At 47.3% G+C, this 18,662-nt stretch carries 11 protein-coding genes; 8 read left to right on the top strand and 3 right to left on the bottom strand.

The window, feature by feature from the left end; all coding sequences use genetic code 11:
• The first annotated feature begins 211 nt into the window (after positions 1-211).
• The 6 genes from V6669_RS27975 to V6669_RS27950 all read left to right on the top strand — a co-directional run bounded on the left by V6669_RS27975 (position 212) and on the right by V6669_RS27950 (position 8,655).
• Positions 212-1,177, top strand: a complete 966-nt coding sequence (locus V6669_RS27975; protein WP_017691858.1) for an ABC transporter permease subunit — start codon at positions 212-214, stop codon at positions 1,175-1,177.
• A gap of 15 nt (positions 1,178-1,192) precedes the next feature.
• On the top strand, positions 1,193-2,062 hold the full coding sequence (locus tag V6669_RS27970; RefSeq protein ID WP_338588843.1) for a carbohydrate ABC transporter permease: 870 nt from the start codon (positions 1,193-1,195) through the stop codon (positions 2,060-2,062).
• 27 nt (positions 2,063-2,089) lie between these two features.
• Positions 2,090-3,739 (top strand): ABC transporter substrate-binding protein, encoded by a 1,650-nt coding sequence (locus V6669_RS27965; RefSeq protein WP_338588841.1) that lies wholly within the window; start codon positions 2,090-2,092, stop codon positions 3,737-3,739.
• Between the two features lie 92 nt (positions 3,740-3,831).
• Positions 3,832-5,607, top strand: a complete 1,776-nt coding sequence (locus tag V6669_RS27960) for a sensor histidine kinase (RefSeq protein WP_338588839.1) — start codon at positions 3,832-3,834, stop codon at positions 5,605-5,607.
• Complete coding sequence (locus V6669_RS27955; protein WP_338588837.1) at positions 5,586-6,878, top strand: ABC transporter substrate-binding protein; 1,293 nt, start codon at positions 5,586-5,588, stop codon at positions 6,876-6,878. The genes V6669_RS27960 and V6669_RS27955 overlap by 22 nt, the downstream gene beginning before the upstream one ends.
• Positions 6,879-7,074: 196 nt before the next feature.
• Entirely contained in the window at positions 7,075-8,655 is a 1,581-nt protein-coding gene (locus V6669_RS27950; protein WP_338588835.1) for a hypothetical protein, read from the top strand.
• Positions 8,656-8,707: 52 nt separating this feature from the next.
• Here V6669_RS27950 and V6669_RS27945 read toward each other — a convergent pair whose 3' ends face one another.
• The 3 genes from V6669_RS27945 to V6669_RS27935 form a co-directional block, all read right to left on the bottom strand.
• Positions 8,708-10,420 (bottom strand): ABC transporter ATP-binding protein, encoded by a 1,713-nt coding sequence (locus tag V6669_RS27945; RefSeq protein WP_338588832.1) that lies wholly within the window; start codon positions 10,418-10,420, stop codon positions 8,708-8,710.
• A 78-nt stretch (positions 10,421-10,498) separates the two neighbouring features.
• Positions 10,499-11,527, bottom strand: a complete 1,029-nt coding sequence (locus V6669_RS27940) for an ABC transporter substrate-binding protein (protein ID WP_338588830.1) — start codon at positions 11,525-11,527, stop codon at positions 10,499-10,501.
• Positions 11,528-11,637: 110 nt separating this feature from the next.
• The gene (locus V6669_RS27935; protein WP_338588828.1) at positions 11,638-13,275 is read right to left on the bottom strand and encodes an AraC family transcriptional regulator; all 1,638 of its coding nucleotides are present in this window, start codon (positions 13,273-13,275) and stop codon (positions 11,638-11,640) included.
• Between the two features lie 762 nt (positions 13,276-14,037).
• On the opposite strand from V6669_RS27935, the gene V6669_RS27930 reads away from it, so the two are divergent.
• Complete coding sequence (locus tag V6669_RS27930; RefSeq protein ID WP_338588826.1) at positions 14,038-15,027, top strand: LacI family DNA-binding transcriptional regulator; 990 nt, start codon at positions 14,038-14,040, stop codon at positions 15,025-15,027.
• A 162-nt stretch (positions 15,028-15,189) separates the two neighbouring features.
• The gene (locus tag V6669_RS27925; protein ID WP_338588824.1) at positions 15,190-18,582 is read left to right on the top strand and encodes a cellobiose phosphorylase; all 3,393 of its coding nucleotides are present in this window, start codon (positions 15,190-15,192) and stop codon (positions 18,580-18,582) included.
• Positions 18,583-18,662 lie beyond the last annotated feature (80 nt).

Genomic DNA, 18,662 nt, shown 5'->3' with positions numbered 1-18,662 from the left:
TTTAGCTCGATTTATATAGATAGCAACCTCTACATCTAATCTGTGATCGGGCCCTGTACGCCATTCATCGGCAGCAGGGTCTTTTTTTGTCGGACGGAACTCGGTTTTGAACATCCATTTAACGGAAATGAGCATGGGAAGAAAAGGCGCTCGCTTCTATCATTAGAAGTGTCATGTTAGTGAATCAATACCGAGAGTGGAGGGCGAGTGGATGGAGCTGAATCGAAGCCGGGGAATTGAACCTGGGCGTTTGAAGCCAGCTGGCAAATGGAGTTCGGTGAAAAAGGAACTTGTCCGCAACAGATACGTTTATCTGATGCTCGTTCCTGTGGTAGCCTACTATCTGATTTTCAGCTATGGGCCAATGTACGGGCTACTGATGGCATTTCAGGAATCCTACAACCCGATCAAAGGAATCTTGGCAGGCGAATGGGTTGGATTTGACAACTTCACCATGTTTTTTGAAAGTTATTATTTCTGGCGACTGATTAAGAACACACTGATTTTGAGTTTTTACAGTATTGTGTTTGGTTTCCCGGCTCCGATTCTACTAGCACTGTTGCTGAATGAAGTCCGGAAAAAGTGGTTCAGAGGCGCAGTACAGACCATCAGTTATATGCCGCATTTCATCTCGGTTGTTGTCGTGGTTGGAATGTTGAAAACGTTCTCATCTCTGGATGGTGGGTTATTTAACGTCATTCGTGACTTTTTCGATCTGCAGCCGATTATGTTTTTGGCGGAAAAAGATATGTTCCGCCCGATGTACATCCTGTCCAACATATGGCAGGGCGCAGGATGGGCCTCGATTATCTTTTTGGCAGCACTAAGTGGTATTGATCCTCAGTTGTATGAGGCTTCCAAAATTGACGGCGCAGGCCGCTGGAGACAGCTGTTACATATTACACTGCCGGGCATCATGCCAACGATTGTGATCATGTTAATTCTGCGCATGGGGGCAGTCATGAACGCGGATTTTCAGAAAATATTGCTGATGCAAACGGCACCGACCTATGAGACATCGGATGTCATATCCACCTTTGTCTATCGATCGGGTATTTTGGAGGGCAACTATACGTATTCAACGGCCATCGGACTTTTCAATGGCGTCATTAATTTCGCGCTACTTATTATCGCAAATGCGATCAGCAGAAAGCTTAACTCAACCAGTCTATGGTAATCGGAAGGTGAAGCGATGAAACAGTCTATAGGGGAACGACTTTTTGATGTATTTAATACATTGCTGCTGTTGGTGATCATGATTTTATGCTTTTATCCAATGCTGTACGTGTTCAATTCTTCAATCAGCGACCCGGACCAGATGCTGCGTTCCCGTTCACTGATGCTCATTCCTGAAGGTTTTCAGCTGGGAGCGTACAAGTCGGTATTTCAGGATACTCGCATCTATACGGGATATATGAACACCTTGTTCTATGTTGTGGTGGGTACCGCGATCAATCTGCTCATGACTTCACTGGCTGCATATGGGCTGTCACGCGGTGATCTGATGGGCAGAAAAACGTTGATGAAATTAATAACGTTCACGATGTTTTTTGGCGGGGGCATGATTCCGACGTTTCTGCTGATTCAAAATCTGGGCATGGTGGATACCCGTTTTGCGCTTATTATTCCTGGTGCCATCAGCACATTCTATTTCCTTATTATGAAAACAAACTTTGAGGGCATTCCGATCAGTCTGATCGAATCGGCGAAGCTTGATGGTGCCAATGACTTTCTGATTTTGTTCCGAATTGTACTGCCTTTGTCAAAGCCAATCCTGGCGGTCATGATGCTGTATTATGCGGTTGACCATTGGAATGATTATGTCGGACCGATGCTCTACCTGCGCAGTCAGGAGTTATATCCGATCCAGATTATTATGCGTGATATTCTGATCAGCAGCAGTACGGAGGCCATGGGCGCTGGCGCCGATACCGGCTTTGCCATTGGGGAGAACATCAAATATGCGACCATCATTATCTCGACGCTGCCTATTATGCTGGTATATCCGTTCATCCAACGTTATTTTGTTCAGGGCGCTTTAATCGGTGCTGTGAAACAATAAAAAATGTATCCTATGGAGGCGAATTACGTGAAAAAAAGAATGGGGTCCATCCTGTTGTCATCGCTACTTACCATGTCTTTACTGGCGGGCTGTACGGGTGATAATGAACCAGGTAGCGCTGAGCCAGTAGAAGGAACAGAACCTGCGGTTCAGGCGTTGACCGAGATTCCGCTACCGATTACAAGTGAGCCATTTACCATTGACTACTGGCGCGCCAATGATGCCAAACTGACAGCTTCCTTGAACAATTTTGGCGATATGGCGGCTTATAAGGAAAAGGAGAAGCTGACAGGCATCCAAGTGAAGTTCACACATCCTCCGCTTGGACAACAGCGTGACCAATTCAATCTGTTGATTTCCACGAAGGAGCTTCCGGACGTCATCTATTATAACTGGGCAGATGCCGTTGGCGGACCGGAAAAAATGATCAAAGATGGTCGAATCATTCGATTGAACGAACTGATCGACAGTTATGCACCGAACTTAAAGCGGATTATTGAATCCGATCCGGATGTGAAAAAGCAGATTGCACTCGACGATGGAACGATCTATATGTTCCCGCTGCTCAAGCTGGATGCTTTGAAGCTAAATGCCACTTCCGGTTTAATTATGCGCCAGGATTGGCTTGATGCATTGAACCTTAAGGTACCTACCAACATCGATGAGTGGTATACGGTACTCAAGGCATTTAAGGAACAGGACCCTAACGGCAACGGCAAGCCAGATGAGCTGCCATTCACCGGAAACTGGGGGCCGGGTAACCTGACCAAGCTCCATGATTTTGCCGCGGCCTTTGGTGTCATTGGTGGTTTCCAGATGAATGGAGACAAGGTAGAGTTTGGACCGATTCAGCCGGGCTACCGTGATTTCTTGGAGACCATGGCCAAGTGGTACAAGGAAGGGCTTATTGATCCCGAGATCATGACCAATGACGGTAAAGCATTTGACTATAAGGTTACCAGCAATCTGGCAGGCGCATATCAGGGCGGTGTGTTCAGTGGCATGGGGAAATACTTCAATCTGATGAGAGATACGGATCCGAACTTTAATGTAACCGGCGTACCGTGGCCTGTATCTCCGGATGGAACGTCCTATGCGACATTTAATCTGGACGCTAAAGTGTTGACTTATGGTGAGGCCATTACGGCTTCCGCAGACGAAGACAAATTGAAATACATTGTACAGTGGATGGACTACAACTATAGCGAAGAGGGTAGTGATCTGTTCAACTTTGGTATCGAAAATGACAGCTATGTTCGCGACGGGGAAGGTGTCAAATTCACAGATACCATCATTAATAATCCGAACGGTCTGACGTATGATCAGGCACTAGCTTCCTATGCCTTATCCATTATGGACGGTCCGATCAATCAGGATAGTCGTTATTTGGATGCCTTACTATTTGACGACGGACAACGTGCGGCGAATGCGGAATGGATGAAAGCAAGCTCTGCATTAACGCTTCCTCCAATTCGTTTGTCAACAGATGAGGTGACCACAAGTACGTCCATCATGAGCCAGGTGAATACGTATTTGAATGAAACGATGACTGCCATCATTAGCGGACAGAAGCCGATCACCGAATTTGACACGATGGCCGAAACAATCAAGAGCATGGGCATTGACCGGGCGATTGAGGTTCATCAGGCGGCCTATGACCGATATCAGTCCAAATAATACGTGAGAAATCGAGCGCTAAAACTTTGGGAAAACCTTCCTGCATGTGATATACCTAGTAGTATCACGTGGTTCAAAGGAGCGCTTTGGTCATGACAGCCTACCGCAAACTCAGCATCAAAATGAAAATGTTTCTGATGATTATGTTCATGATGGCGTTTATCATCATCCTGGCGTTTGGGTCCTTGTATTATACGTACTCGGTGTATGACAAACAGCTGTTTGATAAGTCGTCCCGACTTCTGAACCTTTCTTCGTCTACAGTGGATGTTGAACTTCAGAAGTTGGAAGCGTTATCATTAAACATGATCTCCGATACGCAGATTCAAAGAGCCTTGAAGTCGTTGTTGGATGATGATAGCGCATATTCAAGCTTTATTGAACGAAAGAAGATCACGGATCGGCTATGGGAGCATATTAGTGGGGCTGCACGTTATGTGCAGTCCGTTCATCTGATTGATTCCAGGGGAAGAGTGAATAAATATGGCGAGACACTAACTGTATCCCCGGAAAAGTATGATCGGATGATTGCGGCTGCGGAGCAGGCCAATGGTGCAGTACGCTGGTTATACCCGGATGACGATGACCCGATGCTGGTTATGGTGCGTCAAGTGCGAGCCTACGAACCGATGACCCTGGAACCTGTAGGCATACTGTTTCTGCGTATTAATATCGAGCGACTCGTTGAGGAGTATGCGGGCATTGACAGCCAGGACAGTGACATTATTTTAAAAGCAGGCAGTGAAGTTGTCTATCCTTATCGTCAGCTTCCAGAAGCGGTGTCCACTGGACTGAATCCACTTCCAGGTAGTGGGGGATATGAGATCAAGAATCTGGATGGGAGGGAGATATTTCTTTCCCAGAAGAAATCCGCATACACCGGCTGGGTGTATTATAATATGGCCTCATATGATGAAATTTTTGAACGAATTATATGGCTAAAAAATAGTTTGATTGTCGTCTATCTTATCGCCATTCTGGTTGTTCTCGCGCTCGGCATGGTGTTCGCACGCAGTCTGACAAGGCCGATCAGGCAACTCATCAGTCAGATGAAGGAGGTTCAATATGGGGATCTGGAGAATATGGATTCCAATCTGTCCATTCCAACACACCAGCACATGGATGAACTGGGGTTATTACAGCGAACGTATCGAATGATGATTACACATATTAATACATTGATCAAAGAAAATTATGCAAGCCAGCTGGTCATTAAAGAAACGGAGTTTAAGGCGCTCCAGGCGCAGATTAATCCCCACTTTTTGTATAATGCGCTGGATTCCATTCATTGGCTCGCCAAAAAGAACAGGCAGGAGCAAATCTCCAGTATGGTGCTGTCACTTGGGTATTTGCTGCGTTCCTCCATTAGCTTCAAGCAAAATATCATTACCATTGCCGAAGAACTGGAGATCGTCAATCATTACATCACCATTCAGACCTACCGTTTCCGGCAGCGGCTGGATTTTCGTATGGATGTGCCTGCTTCTTATCTGGGTTGTGCCATTCCCAAGTTGACCCTACAGCCGCTACTGGAGAATGCCATTCAATACGGTTTGGAACCACAGGTTGGATCATGTCTGATTCGAGTGTATGCCGAGATATCAGGTGGCAAGCTGGCCCTTATCGTGGAGGATCACGGTCCCGGCATGGAACCCGAATATGTGGAACAGGTACTGCGCGGTGAAGTGAAAACCAGAGGCACAGGTATTGGTCTGCTGAATATCAGGGAGCGGGTACGTCTGGCTTTTGGCGAAGAATATGATGTTCTGCTGGAGAGCAAGCCGGGGCATGGAACGAGAGTAACGGTGCTGCTGCCACCCCCATCACCAGGTAAGGAGGAGAAGTTATGGGAAGATGGATGCATATGATAGGCATGCTCTGCCTTATGCTGACTCTTCCTGGCTGCGTGAACCAGTTGGATCAAAGGCCAGGCATGATTGTGGACGAAGAGCCGATAACACTGCGAATCGCTTGGTGGGGTGGAGAGTTCCGCAACAATGCAACGATAGCTGTTATCGACCTGTATGAGAAGTTGAATCCACATGTGAACATCGAATACGAATATAGCAGTTTCAACGAATACTGGAGAAAACTTGCCCCACATGCAGCAGGCAATGCGTTGCCCGACATTATCCAGATGGACATCTCCTATCTGTCCCAGTACAGTTCGCTGCAACTGTTGGAGGATATGACGCCGTACATGCAGAGCGGGCTGATTGACACGACAGATATTGAGAAGGAACAGTTGGAGAGTGGTAGCCTGAATGGAAAAACCTATGGTCTCAGTTTGGGGGTTAACGCCATGCTCAGCATCTATGATCCGGAAGTGTTAAAGGCCAATGATATTGAATTGCCAACGGATACGTGGACATGGGCGGATTTTGACCGGATGGGCGAGCAATTGCTCGGGAAAGGCATCTATCTGGGAACCTATTTTACGCCGGAACAGTTTTTCGCCTACTACTTGAGACAGTATGGTTCCAAGCTATATGCCGAGGATGGCAAGAGGTTGGGGTATGAGGATGATGGGCTGTTTATTGAGTACTTTGGCAGGATGCAGAAGCTCGCGGAAAAGAAACTTATTTTTGCACCGGATATCTGGACATCAGACATTGGCCAGCCTGATAACGACCCGTTTTATCTGGGAGAGGCTTTGTTTAGCTGGGGGTATTCCAACCAATTTATCAGCACCGCTCAGCGTTATGGCAAACCCTTAACCATCTCCCCAATGCCTGGGCCAAACAGCCAGGATGGATTGTTCTTGAAGCCAGGCATGTTTTTCTCCATGGCGGGTAATTCCAGACATAAGGAGGAAGCGGCCAAGTTCATCAGCTTTTTTGTGAATGATTTGGATGCCAATCTGCTGCTCAAAGGGGAGCGGGGTGTGCCCGTCTCATCCAGTGTCAAAGAGCGGATGAAGCTGGTGGTTGAACCGGAGCTGGCGCAGGTGTTTGATTATATCGATTGGGTTGCGGATAACAGCACTCAGATGGACCCGCCTGATCCTGTAGGTGCACCTGAGGTCACTGCGGTGCTACGTGAGTTGTATGATCTCCTGCTGTTTGGCAAAATTACGCCTGAGCAGGCGGCGGTGGAATTCCGTGAGCGGGCAAACACAATTTTGAATGGGAAGTTATAAGAATGGACTAGATCATATATGTATATAATGGGCTTGGGGCTGTTGTCGTTCACAAGCTCAACCTTCATTCTACTCGGGTGAGGGTTTTTGTTATGGAATGGTGTATATTTCCTCTAGTATAATAAAAATGGGTAGTCGTCTATCTGTAGATCAGATAGATTCTATCCATATATTATTGGATGAGGAGTGTCAGGACATGTCCATACATCAGATAGGTCACAAGGTGTCTTTTGCTGATATCAAAACGAAGTTGCCTCAGGAAAGTTGGATGTACACTCAGAATGAAGCGCACAACGGTGAATTTGAAGCCGAGGAAGTATGGTTACATTCTGGTGACCTTCATATCAGTGAACTGTTGTTGGATGAAGGACCTTTTTTGATCTTGGTTGAAGGAAATCTGACAGTGGATCGTTATATTGGAAATACAAGTTCCGACGCGGCCAGTTCAAATCTGGTTGTACTTGGGAATCTCATAACACCCTATATGATCGTGGGTGGGCAGGAAATATATATTACAGGTAATCTCTATGTGGAGGATATGTTCTGGGGGGATTATAACCATGGAGAATTGACAGTGAGAGGGAATGTAGAAGGTGGATTGCTGGTAAGTACCGAGCAATATATGATTCAGGTTCAAGGACAGCGTAATGTGAAGCGTCAGCTTGAAGAATGGGAGGATCTCGGACCATGGCGGGGCTTTGACATGTTGGCGTTATTGGTTCCTGAATGTGTGATTGATGAAGATACAGAGCCGTTTCCTTGGCGAGAAGAAATGTTAAAGAGGCTGCAGCAAGGACAACCTGTAATCAACCGAAAGTACATTCATGCTGATGAATCAGATCCAGATGTGCCGGATTGGTTCGAAGATCATCGTATTACCGCTGAGAATATAGAGCGTCTTACTCATCCATCTTTGTTGCCTGTAAGAGAGGAGGATGAGTTACTCAACAGCTATGAATTTTGGTTGAACGAGCAATTTTGCCGAGTATCGGTCTATGGAGATGAGCATACGGAGGGGTATTTCCGCAGTCTTTATTTTCAGGATGACCATAACTGTGCATTGTTGCTTAAGATGGAGCCATCAGATCAAGGTTTCAACTCTCCTGATAAACATATCCTACAACCGGGTAAACCTGTCTGGATGATCTCAGGTGCATATCGTTATCTGCACAATGAGAATTCGGAATGGAACGTATTTTCGGAGAACTCACCTGCTGATATTCAGCAGTTAAGCGAGCAAGGATGGAGCACCTTGTTGCAGTCTGTATCGAATTATCAGTATGCCCGTTCCTTAATTTCGCATCAACTGATCCGTGATTTATTAGCTTTGCCGATCGTGGAGCCATATGACGATTATTATGATGACGACCGGCATGGGCTGTGGATTGGAGACTTGTATTATGCATTTCGACAAGCAGGTCAGCTGAGTGATGGTGTTCCCCAGCCAGCTATGCTACGTATTGGAAGAGAGTATAAGGATACTCAAGGGGAGACGCAGGTGGAGAAATACTATTATACCCTGTACCAACATGAGGACGGCACGGAAAGTGTGTTGATCGAATACTCGGCTCAGAAGGACGCGGATGAGGAAGAAGAACCGGTGTTGCTTGAACTTCATTATATAGGCAGCTCTCAATTACTACATGCCGTTCAATTGCTCGAACGTGGACGACAAGTGCTCATTCAAGCAAATGAGGATTTACTGAATGGGGAGCCGCCGTACGCTGCTGAATCATTTGCGAAGCGATTCTGGAAATCAAAAGGATACCTGAAATGAATAAAACAACCTTCACCTCTAGTTTTGAGGGAAGGTTGTTTTGTCGTTGTATTTACCCAAACTGGGCTTGATGCAGTCGGCTGTACGAGCCTTTACGTGCGAGCAGTTCTTCATGGCTTCCTTGTTCAGCGACACTGCCGTTCTCCACCACCACGATACGATCGGCGTGTCTTATGGTTGCCAGTCGATGGGCAATTACTAATGTCGTACGTCCTTGAGCGAGTTCGGATAAGGCCAGCTGGATGGCTGCTTCCGTTTCGGTATCGAGTGCGGAGGTAGCTTCATCCAGAATAAGGATTGGCGGGTTTTTCAGGATCATTCTTGCGATGGACAAACGTTGCTTCTGTCCGCCAGACAATTTCACGCCACGTTCACCAATCATGGTATCGAGTCCATCCGGCTGGGATTGTACCAGCTCTTCCAATTGGGCCCGGCGAATGGCTTGCCAGATTTCTTCATCGGAAGCATTCAGTTTGCCGTATGCAATATTTTCACGAATCGTTCCGTCAAACAGGAAAATATCCTGCTGCACAATCCCGATATGGGAGCGCAGTGATTCCAGCGTCATGTCCTTCACCGGGATGCCATCGATGTAGATATGTCCCGCATCCACATCGTAGAAACGTGGGATCAGGCTGCATAACGTCGTTTTACCTCCGCCCGAAGGTCCAACCAGAGCAACCGTCTGGCCTGCCTGGATATCCAGATTGACCTGAGACAGCGTAGGTTTGTGTTCTCCATAAGAAAAGGTAACGTTATGGAAAGCAATATCTCCTTTGACATCCGGAATCGGTTTCGCCTGTGGTGTATCTTCTACATCCGGTACAGCTTCAAGAAGCTCCAGATAACGTCTGAATCCGGCTATGCCTTTGGGATACGTCTCGATGACGGAGTTAATCTTCTCAATCGGTCCGAGGAAGACATTGGACAGCATCACAAAAGCGATGAATTCCCCATAGGTCATACTTCCTTGAATAACAAACCAGGTTCCACACACCAGCACAAACAGCGATACAAATTTCATCAGAATGAAGCTGAGTGAAGAGTTCCAGGCCATAATGCGGTAGGTGATCAGTTTGGTGAGTCGGAAACGTTCGTTGTTCTCAACAAAACGTCCTACTTCATGTTTTTCATTGGCAAAAGCTTGTACCACACGGATGCCGCTCACATTGTTCTCAACCCGTGCATTATAATCGGCGATATCTGCAAACATGCGCTTAAACGCCTTGGACATTTTGCGACTGAAATACAGTGACAGGTAAATCATCAGCGGAACGATGATGAACGTCATCACAGCAAGCTGCCAGTTGATCCCCAGCATAATCCCGAAAGCTCCGGCCAGTGTCATGAAGGCGATGAATAAGTCCTCGGGTCCGTGATGCGCGATCTCACCAATATCCATCAGATCGTTGGTCATGCGGGAGACCAGATGTCCGGTCTTATTGTTATCGAAGAAGCGGAAAGACTGCTTCTGTACACGCTGAAACAGTTCACGCCGCATATCGGATTCGATGTTAATGCCGAGTTTGTGGCCCCAATAGGTCACTGCATAATGGAAAAAGGAACTGAGCAGGTAGATGCCGAGCAATCCGACACACGCCGCTAAGATCATGGACCAATTACCAGCCGGAAGCAGTTGATCGACCACCCGGTTAACAGCGAGTGGAAAGGCCAGCTCCAGTAACGCGGCGGCGATGGCACAGGAAAAGTCCAAGATAAATAGCCTTTTGTAAGGACGATAATAAGACATAAAACGGCGAAGCATATGTAAGTCCTCCTCAATATGACATAAATGCCCGAGCAGGCTAATTAGCCTGTCCGGACACCTGTATTCATGCTTATGTTATTTGCGGTTTTGCTCGGCACGTTCTACGATCATATCGGCGAATTCCTCAGCCTGACCTTGAATCGCAATCGGGTCGAAGTACCAGTAACGGTCTTCCAGCAACTCATACACCTGATTGTTTTTCACAGCCGGCAGGGATTGCCAGATGGAGTCACCTTGGTAATTTTTATTGTTCTCTCCAACGGTTAAGAAGATATGATCCCCTGCATAATCACCAACAACTTCACGTGAAATTTCTTTCCATTGGGTATCACCCATCAGTTCTTTTTTGGTAATTTCGAGTGGGGCAAGTTGCAAAGCACTGTAGACCGCTTGTCCTCCTCGACCAAAATTGTCTCCATATCCATAATAACTCTTGTCGGATACTTCAAGGATGGAGAAGGTTTCCTCCGGTTTAATGACTGTTTTCACCTTAGCGCGAGCGGCTTCAATTCGCTCATCGTACGTTTTCAGCCAAGCTTCGGCTGCTTCGGATTTGTTCATCAGCTCTCCGAATCCCCGGATTTCGTCATGTACATTGGTGAATGTACCATACGGAATGACCACGGTAGGTGCGATTTTTTGGTAACTCTCAATTTCGCTGGCCTGGTCGGAGTAAGTAATGATCAGATCCGGGTTCAAGGCAATAACCTTCTCCATGGATACAGCCGCCCGATCACCGATACCCTCTATGCCCGCCACCTGATCGGCATAGAACGGGTTTTCCAAATAATATTGAACGGCCCCAACGGGTTTCACACCCAGTGCGAGCAGATCACTTACGTACATATCCGTAACGATCCGTTTCGGTTCAGCCGGAATCTCAACATCCCCGCTTAATGATTTGTAGATTCGTGTAGCATTTGAATTATCCGAACCGGACGATGTGTCTGTGTTCGTCTCGGTAGAGCCGGTTGTCGCTTCGGTTCCCGTTGCCGATGTCTGTTCAGTGGCAGTCGAACCTGTTCCGCTGCTGCAAGCAGCCAGAACCATAATGATGGCGAGCATAAGTAGCAAGCCGGAAAAACGTTTTTTTGCAGCAAACATATTTCTGTTCCCCCTATGTATAATCAATAATGATTATTATTCTCATTAATAACATAGAGGAAGACGTGATATTTGTACATGGACAACTATGATCACTACTGCATGGACAATTATGATGTGAGGTGACGCATGATATGCTGCAACTGCTCCATAACGGACAAAGGATCAAATCCATAGAACATGTCGGCATCAATTTCATATACGCGTCCTTCACGAACGGTGGAGAGGGTGCCCCAAGATTCCTGATTCAGCAGGTTATCCAACATTTCTCGTTCGGCAGGTTCCTCAGGGTAGGCGACAAACATGTGATCTGCTGCATACAAGTGAATCTCAGACAACGGAACATGAACGTACCCCGTGAGTAATTGCCCATCCTGCTCCATGCGTGACGGCGGAGTGAAGCCCAGCGATTGATACAGCACATGAGAAGCTCTGCCCCAGCCATGACCATAGATATAAGCGCCGTCCTCTCCAATCATAAACATGCAAACGGCGGAACCACGTGTCCCTTCCATCCACTGATCTAATGTATGATTGGCCTCTTGCTCAAGTTGATGATATCGATCTAACAACGCCTGTGCATTGGACTCAAGCCCGGTAATTCGGCCGAGATGAAGAAGCTGCTCCTGCCAATCGAGTTCCTCAAAGGGCATCAGAATGGTCGGTGCGATCAGACGTAGTTCATCGGAAGCGGGATGCGGTGCATACCCGATAATGACATCGGGCTGAGCGTGTGCAATCAGATCCGTATGTTTAACCAGCTCATATTCGGAATGTTGCTCAAATGGTTCATGACCATGTTCCCCCAGTTTTTCTTCCATCCAGCTGGCAACGGCGCCCATGTGGGGAGTGTGGCCCAATGCCAGAAGTGAGGCCGTATAGTTGTAAGTCAAAGATACAATCTTTTTGGGCATTTTCCGGTAGTGTGTTGGTGCTGATCCAACCATCTGTTTGAATTTGCGGCTCAGATAGAAGGTGTCCCTGTAGCCTGTCAGTTGTGCAATCTCCTGTAGCGTAGGGTTCGCGAACAACAGATGTTCTTGAGCCATTCTGATTCTGAGACGAGTTACATATTCAACAAACGTAAGACCTGTATGTTTCTTGAACTCCCGTGAAAAATGCTCAGGACTCACATTTGCATCCCGTGCCAATTGTTCGCGGGTTAACGGATGGGTATACATCTGATGGATATGTCTGAGCACGGCATCGAGCCAGGAGTGATCTTCATGAGCAGAATGAGCCGCATGATCCCGCAAAATATCCAGTAACTCATAGAAAAGCATATGTGGCCTGAATGGACTGGAACCATGCCCCTTTGAACTTGCTTGAACCAGCTCTACTGCCCTATCGGTGAGAGTACGACTCACAATGGGAGCTGGTATCCCGAACGGCCAGAACAGCTGTTCATTTTCAGTAGAATCAAAAGCAATAGCAATCCCCTGTACTGGCGACAGGGAGCCGCGCTTGTTCTCGTGCTGAAGCAGGCTTCCAGCTTGCCGAACCACTGCACAGCCTGCATTTAGTGTCAGTTTACCCTCTGCACTGATCAGCCTGGCCTGGCCAGCAGTAATAACGTATAGTACATGAAGGGTACTCCACATCTCATCTGTACGGGAGAACGCCTCACGGTCGTGAAGTTGCACCAGATTGCGCAGCTTGAACAGGGCATCGGGGATGGACTGAATTTTCTGCAAGGAAACGGGGCGGGACAGCGACTTTTTATGATAAATGGTCTTGGATATATTCATTGGATAACTGTCTCCTTACATAAGTCAGCAGGGGCATTATTCGTCTCATGCCCTTTGTATACTGGCGTAATTCTCGGATCTCGACTATTATGCAGTATATACTATAATTGAAGTGACGTGGATGGACAGATTGAACAAATCAACTTTTTCTATGAAAAATAGATAAAGTGGTTGAAATCGCTATCAACACCGACTATAATGAAAATGTCGAAACGTTTCAATCTAGCGTTTACTGCCAGTTTCACTGTATTAGGCACGAACTGTTTATAGAGCGCCAGATTGAAAGACGTGTCATGACCATCACTTATGGTATGGATTGGAACGGGACGCATTCAACCGTGGCCCCATAAGGATGGAAACGAGGATTTTTTTTGAGTACACCTCGAAACGTTTCGATTGACATCCATCGCTATGATATGTATAAAGATTAATAAACGATAATACAGGATTTAGTGGTTGTTCTAACCATGTATCGTATAGAATGTAGATAACCTTGAATTTGTTCTTTATAGGTTCAACTAAACTTTTTACGCGAGAACGGAGAGGACAGAAATAACGTGAAGAAGCGAAGTGTTCGCCTAAAAGCTTTCTGCAAGAAAGCTACATCGGAAGCATACGCTATCCCCGGATTTTCCCTTTGAAGAAGGGAATTAAAAAAAATCTGGGGATAACAGCGATCGGAAGGTTATTCTGTCATCGGAGTGGTAAGTGTAAATATTCTTTAGTTGAACTTATATATAGTTTAGAAGGAGCGAACGTGGAATGGCAACGATTAAGGATGTGGCAAAGCTGGCAGGTGTAGCACTCTCGACTGCTTCCTATGCGCTGAGCGGGGATAGCAAGGTTAGTGCCAAAACCAAGGCTAAAGTGCTTGAGGCAGCACGAGAACTGAATTACCGCAAGAACGGCTTTGCCATGGACCTGAAACGGAGCCGGACGAACACCATCGCTTTGATCCTTACAGATCTGTCGGGCCCGTATTACTCGGAGTTGATCCGTAGTGTACAGGATGTAGCCCTCGCGAACGGGTATGACTTGATTGCGTGCAGCTCTATGGGTGGACGGGATTCAACGGCAGTACGATTTTTGCGTGAAAAAAGAGTAGATGGAGCCATCATCCTGGCGCATAACATTCATGATGATATTCTGGTAGAATCTGCTGGTCATCGCTTTCCAATCATTGTGATGGATCGTCAGCTGTCGAGTGACCATTTGGTCAACGTGCTGGTGGATGGAGAGCAGGGCGGTTACCTTGCTACCCGCCACCTGATTCAGTCGGGACATCAGAAGATCGCTTATATCAGTGGCCCATCCAACTCGTATGACAACGCGCTCCGTTACCAAGGGTATCTGCGAGCGATGCGGGAAGCCGGACTTGAAGAAAAGTCCAAATGGCGTCTGAACGGTAACTTTGTGCGTGAGGGCGGATACAGTGCAACCAAAATGATGATCATGCAAGGTGATCTTCCCTCAGCGGTATTTTACGGTAACGATGAGATGGCGATTGGTGGCCTGAAGGCATTGGAAGAGCGTGGTGTATCGGTGCCAAATGATATTTCCGTGATCGGTTTTGATGATATTCAGTTGTCCGAATATGTGCATCCACCGCTGACAACGATACGCCAGCCTAAGCATGAAGCCGGGTCGCTCGCCGGACATCTGTTATTCCAGATGCTCAATGGCGAAGCGGTTGACCCTTCATATACGTTAACAATTAATATGATCGAGCGCAGCTCTGTACGTTCGGTTTAGGCCGAGTCTGACCAACCAAGAAATGCCTGCATGCTGAAGTGAAAGTTCAATGATGGGGTTATCGTCCGGACGGGCTGTAAAAAGTCGGTTTGAAGAGGCCCCTATTCTTTTTCAGATTAATCGAAACGTTTCGATTTTATACTAATTCAAGGAGTGAACCTTATGACAACGATGATTAATGCACCGATCCGGTTAAGCGCCGGGGAGTTATCTTTTACCTTTTTGAACAGTGGAGACCTGTATCAGGCCACATCCGGCACAACGATGTTGAACCAGTTGCTCAGCAACCAGATTGATGGATCTCTGAATAACCTGTACCTGCGTGTACACGAGGGAGAGAACATCAGCTCGTTCCCGTTGCTCGGTGTACGTTCGAACAGCAAGGTGATTACAAGTAAAGCACAGTCCAGCAACCAGTTGATCTGGGAGGGCACAGTCCAGCTGGAAGGTAGCGAACAAGGCATTGGCTATCAGGTCGTATTTACGGCTACACCGCAAGGTGTATGGTTCTGGGATGTGAAGCTCACAGGACAACAACATAACGTAGACGTGGTGTACGGACAGGATGTAGGTCTTGCTGATCCAGGTGCGGTACGCAGCAATGAAGCTTATCTGTCACAATACATTGACCATACGGTGTTTGAAGATGAGGCGAAAGGTTATGTCGTTTGTTCCCGTCAAAACCAGCCTCAGGGCGGTGCATTTCCTTATATGCAACAAGGTTCCCTGACGAAAGCAGTCGGTTACTCCACAGATGGATTCCAATTCTTCGGTCTGTCGTACAAGGAAACGAATCAACCAGAGAGCTTGAAGCGCCCAACGCTGGCAAATGAGACGTATCAGTATGAATTTGCCTACACGGCGCTGCAATCTGAACTGCTGAATCTGAACGGAGAAGCACAGGTGGTCTTTTATGGACTGGCGAAGCCTAATCATGCGGAAGGAATCTCTGCACTGGAATTCGGAGATGAAGTTACAGCAGCATGGAATGAAGTACAGGCTCTGACTGTGGAAAATGGTGATACGTTGGAACAGGTGAAACTGTCCTCCTTCCTGGGTGAACCACTGGTTACGCTTGATCTGACACAAGATGAGATTCATGATCTGTTCCCTGATCGTCATCAGGAAGAGCACAGCGGTGAGGAACTGTTATCCTTCTTCACAGGCAGCTATGAACATATCGTTCTGAAAGCAAAAGAATTGCTTGTAGAGCGTCCGCACGGTCACATTCTGATGAGTGGTGGCAACGTGCAACTTGGAGCACAGGTTATTACGACGACATCGTATATGTACGGTATTTTCAACTCACAACTCGTTATTGGTAACACCAATTTTAATAAAATGATCAGTAATGCTCGGAATGCATTAAACGTGCCGAAAACGGCGGGACAACGCATCTATGTGGAAATGGACGGACAATATCGTCTGCTGACGATGCCTTCCCTGTTCGAGATTGGCTTCAACTATGTACGTTGGATCTACAAAACGGAATCCGATACGATCATCGTGACGAACTATACAGGGGCACATACTACCGAAGTGAGCATGAACGTACGCTCCACAAGTGGCACAGCATACCGTTACCTGGTAACAAACCAGATTACGATGAATGTGAATGAATACGAATATCCACTGCATATGACGCAGGATGGCGATACTTTGATCTTCAAGGCTGATCCACAAGCGATTAGTGCTGGAACGTATCCGGATCTGCAATACCGCATGTCGGTGGATGGTGCGACTGTAAATGTAGGTGACGAAACGTTGCTGGCAAGTGGTATCCGCAGTGGTTCCGCATCACTGGTTACACTTAGTCTGGAAGCGAGTGCTGAATGGACGCTGAAGGTACAAGGGGTACTGGAAGGCCAAGCGGATAGCGCAGTGGTAGCAGGCTCAAGTCTTACGTTTGAAGAGGAAGTGCAGGCATACCGCGAGTTCTTCGCAGGTGTGATGAACGGGTTCCGTTTGTCCCGTGGAGAAGGCCAGAGTGCAGAGGATCTGTTCAAAGTTAATGCGCTGGCTTGGTGGTACACCCACAACATGCTGGTTCACTACTCTGTGCCTCACGGTTTGGAGCAGTATGGCGGCGCGGCTTGGGGTACGAGGGATGTGTGCCAAGGCCCGGTGGAGTACTTTATGGCGACGCAAAAATATGAGCAAGTTCGCGATATCATCAAAATGGTTTATACTCACCAATATGAAGATGATGGCAACTGGCCGCAATGGTTCATGTTTGATAAATACTTTGCGATCCAACAGGAAGAGAGCCATGGCGACATCATCGTATGGCCGCTGAAAGTTCTGGCGGATTACCTGACAGCGACTCGCGACTATGCAATCCTGGATGAGAAAGTACCTTATACGGTTAAACATAGCTTCGGGTTCACGGAAGAAACGGCAACGGTACTGGATCACGCGAAAAAAGAAATCGAATATATCCGTTCGCACTTCCTGCACGATACGTTCCTGTCTTCCTACGGAGATGGCGACTGGGATGATACGCTCCAACCAGCCAATGCACAGCTGAAGCAATACATGGTGAGCAGTTGGACGGTGGCATTGACGTATCAGTCCGTGAATGTGCTCTCGCAAGCGCTGAAATTTAAGGATGCAGACTTTGCACAGGAGCTTGATGTGCTGGCTCAAGGTATTCGTGAGGACTTTAACCGTTACATGCTGGGCACAGATGTGATTCCAGGTTTTGTATACATGGAAGAAGCGGACCAAGCGAAGCTGATGCTTCATCCAACGGATACAGAGACAGGCATCCAATATCGCCTGTTGCCAATGACGCGCAGCATGATTGGTGAGTTGCTGAATGCGGAGCAAGCAGAGTCTCATTACGCATTGATCCGTGAACAGTTCCTGTGCCCGGATGGCGTGCGTCTGATGAATCGTCCGGCTCAATATGCTGGCGGAGTAAGCACACACTTCAAACGTGCAGAGCAAGCATCCAACTTCGGACGTGAGATTGGTTTGCAATATGTACACGCTCATATCCGTTACGTAGAAGCGATGGCGAAGCTGGGTAAGACAGATCAGGTGTGGAATGGTCTCGCGATGATCAACCCGGTTGGTATCGGCGAGGTTGTACCTAACGCGGAGATTCGCCAAGCGAACTCATACTTCAGTAGTTCGGACGGTAAGTTTAATACACGTTACGAGGCACAGGAGCATTTTGACCAGCTTCGTAAAGGGACTGTACAAGTGAAAGGCGGATGGAGAATCTACTCCAGCGGCCCTGGAATCTACATGAACCAGCTGATCTCCAATGCACTTGGCATTCGTCAAGAGGGCGGCGATCTGGTCATTGACCCGGTATTGCCAGCTGAGCTGAACGGCATGCAATTCGAATTCGAGTATGCAGGTGAGCCGGTGACGTTCATTTATCACTTGAACGAAGGTGCTGTGAGCCGTGTAGCGGTGAACGGCAAAGACATTCGCACTGAGCGTACAGCGAACCGTTACCGTCAGGGCGGGGTCAGCATCTCGCTTGATGAGTTCAGACAAGCACGCAGTGCAACTGAGCGTACGGTTGTTGATATCTATATGTAATCTCATAACATGATGTACACCAAGGTCATCCTCCTTTATTCAAAGGCGGGATGGCCTTTTTGCCATATGCTCTTACGATT

The sequence above is a fragment of the Paenibacillus sp. Y5S-9 genome (assembly GCF_036894235.1).
Lineage (GTDB): Bacteria > Bacillota > Bacilli > Paenibacillales > Paenibacillaceae > Paenibacillus.
The sequence above is the reverse complement of the archived record's forward strand: the minus strand, read 5'-3'. Positions and strand labels throughout refer to the sequence as shown.

Excerpts from the sequence above, each read along its gene's own strand:
- V6669_RS27975 (WP_017691858.1), top strand. The coding sequence starts at position 212 with ATGGAGCTGAATCGAAGCCGGGGAATTGAACCTGGGCGTTTGAAGCCA.
- V6669_RS27970 (WP_338588843.1), top strand. The coding sequence starts at position 1,193 with ATGAAACAGTCTATAGGGGAACGACTTTTTGATGTATTTAATACATTG.
- V6669_RS27960 (WP_338588839.1), top strand. The coding sequence starts at position 3,832 with ATGACAGCCTACCGCAAACTCAGCATCAAAATGAAAATGTTTCTGATG.
- V6669_RS27955 (WP_338588837.1), top strand. The coding sequence starts at position 5,586 with ATGGGAAGATGGATGCATATGATAGGCATGCTCTGCCTTATGCTGACT.
- V6669_RS27950 (WP_338588835.1), top strand. The coding sequence starts at position 7,075 with ATGTCCATACATCAGATAGGTCACAAGGTGTCTTTTGCTGATATCAAA.
- V6669_RS27945 (WP_338588832.1), bottom strand. The coding sequence starts at position 10,420 with ATGCTTCGCCGTTTTATGTCTTATTATCGTCCTTACAAAAGGCTATTT.
- V6669_RS27940 (WP_338588830.1), bottom strand. The coding sequence starts at position 11,527 with ATGTTTGCTGCAAAAAAACGTTTTTCCGGCTTGCTACTTATGCTCGCC.
- V6669_RS27935 (WP_338588828.1), bottom strand. The coding sequence starts at position 13,275 with ATGAATATATCCAAGACCATTTATCATAAAAAGTCGCTGTCCCGCCCC.
- V6669_RS27930 (WP_338588826.1), top strand. The coding sequence starts at position 14,038 with ATGGCAACGATTAAGGATGTGGCAAAGCTGGCAGGTGTAGCACTCTCG.
- V6669_RS27925 (WP_338588824.1), top strand. The coding sequence starts at position 15,190 with ATGACAACGATGATTAATGCACCGATCCGGTTAAGCGCCGGGGAGTTA.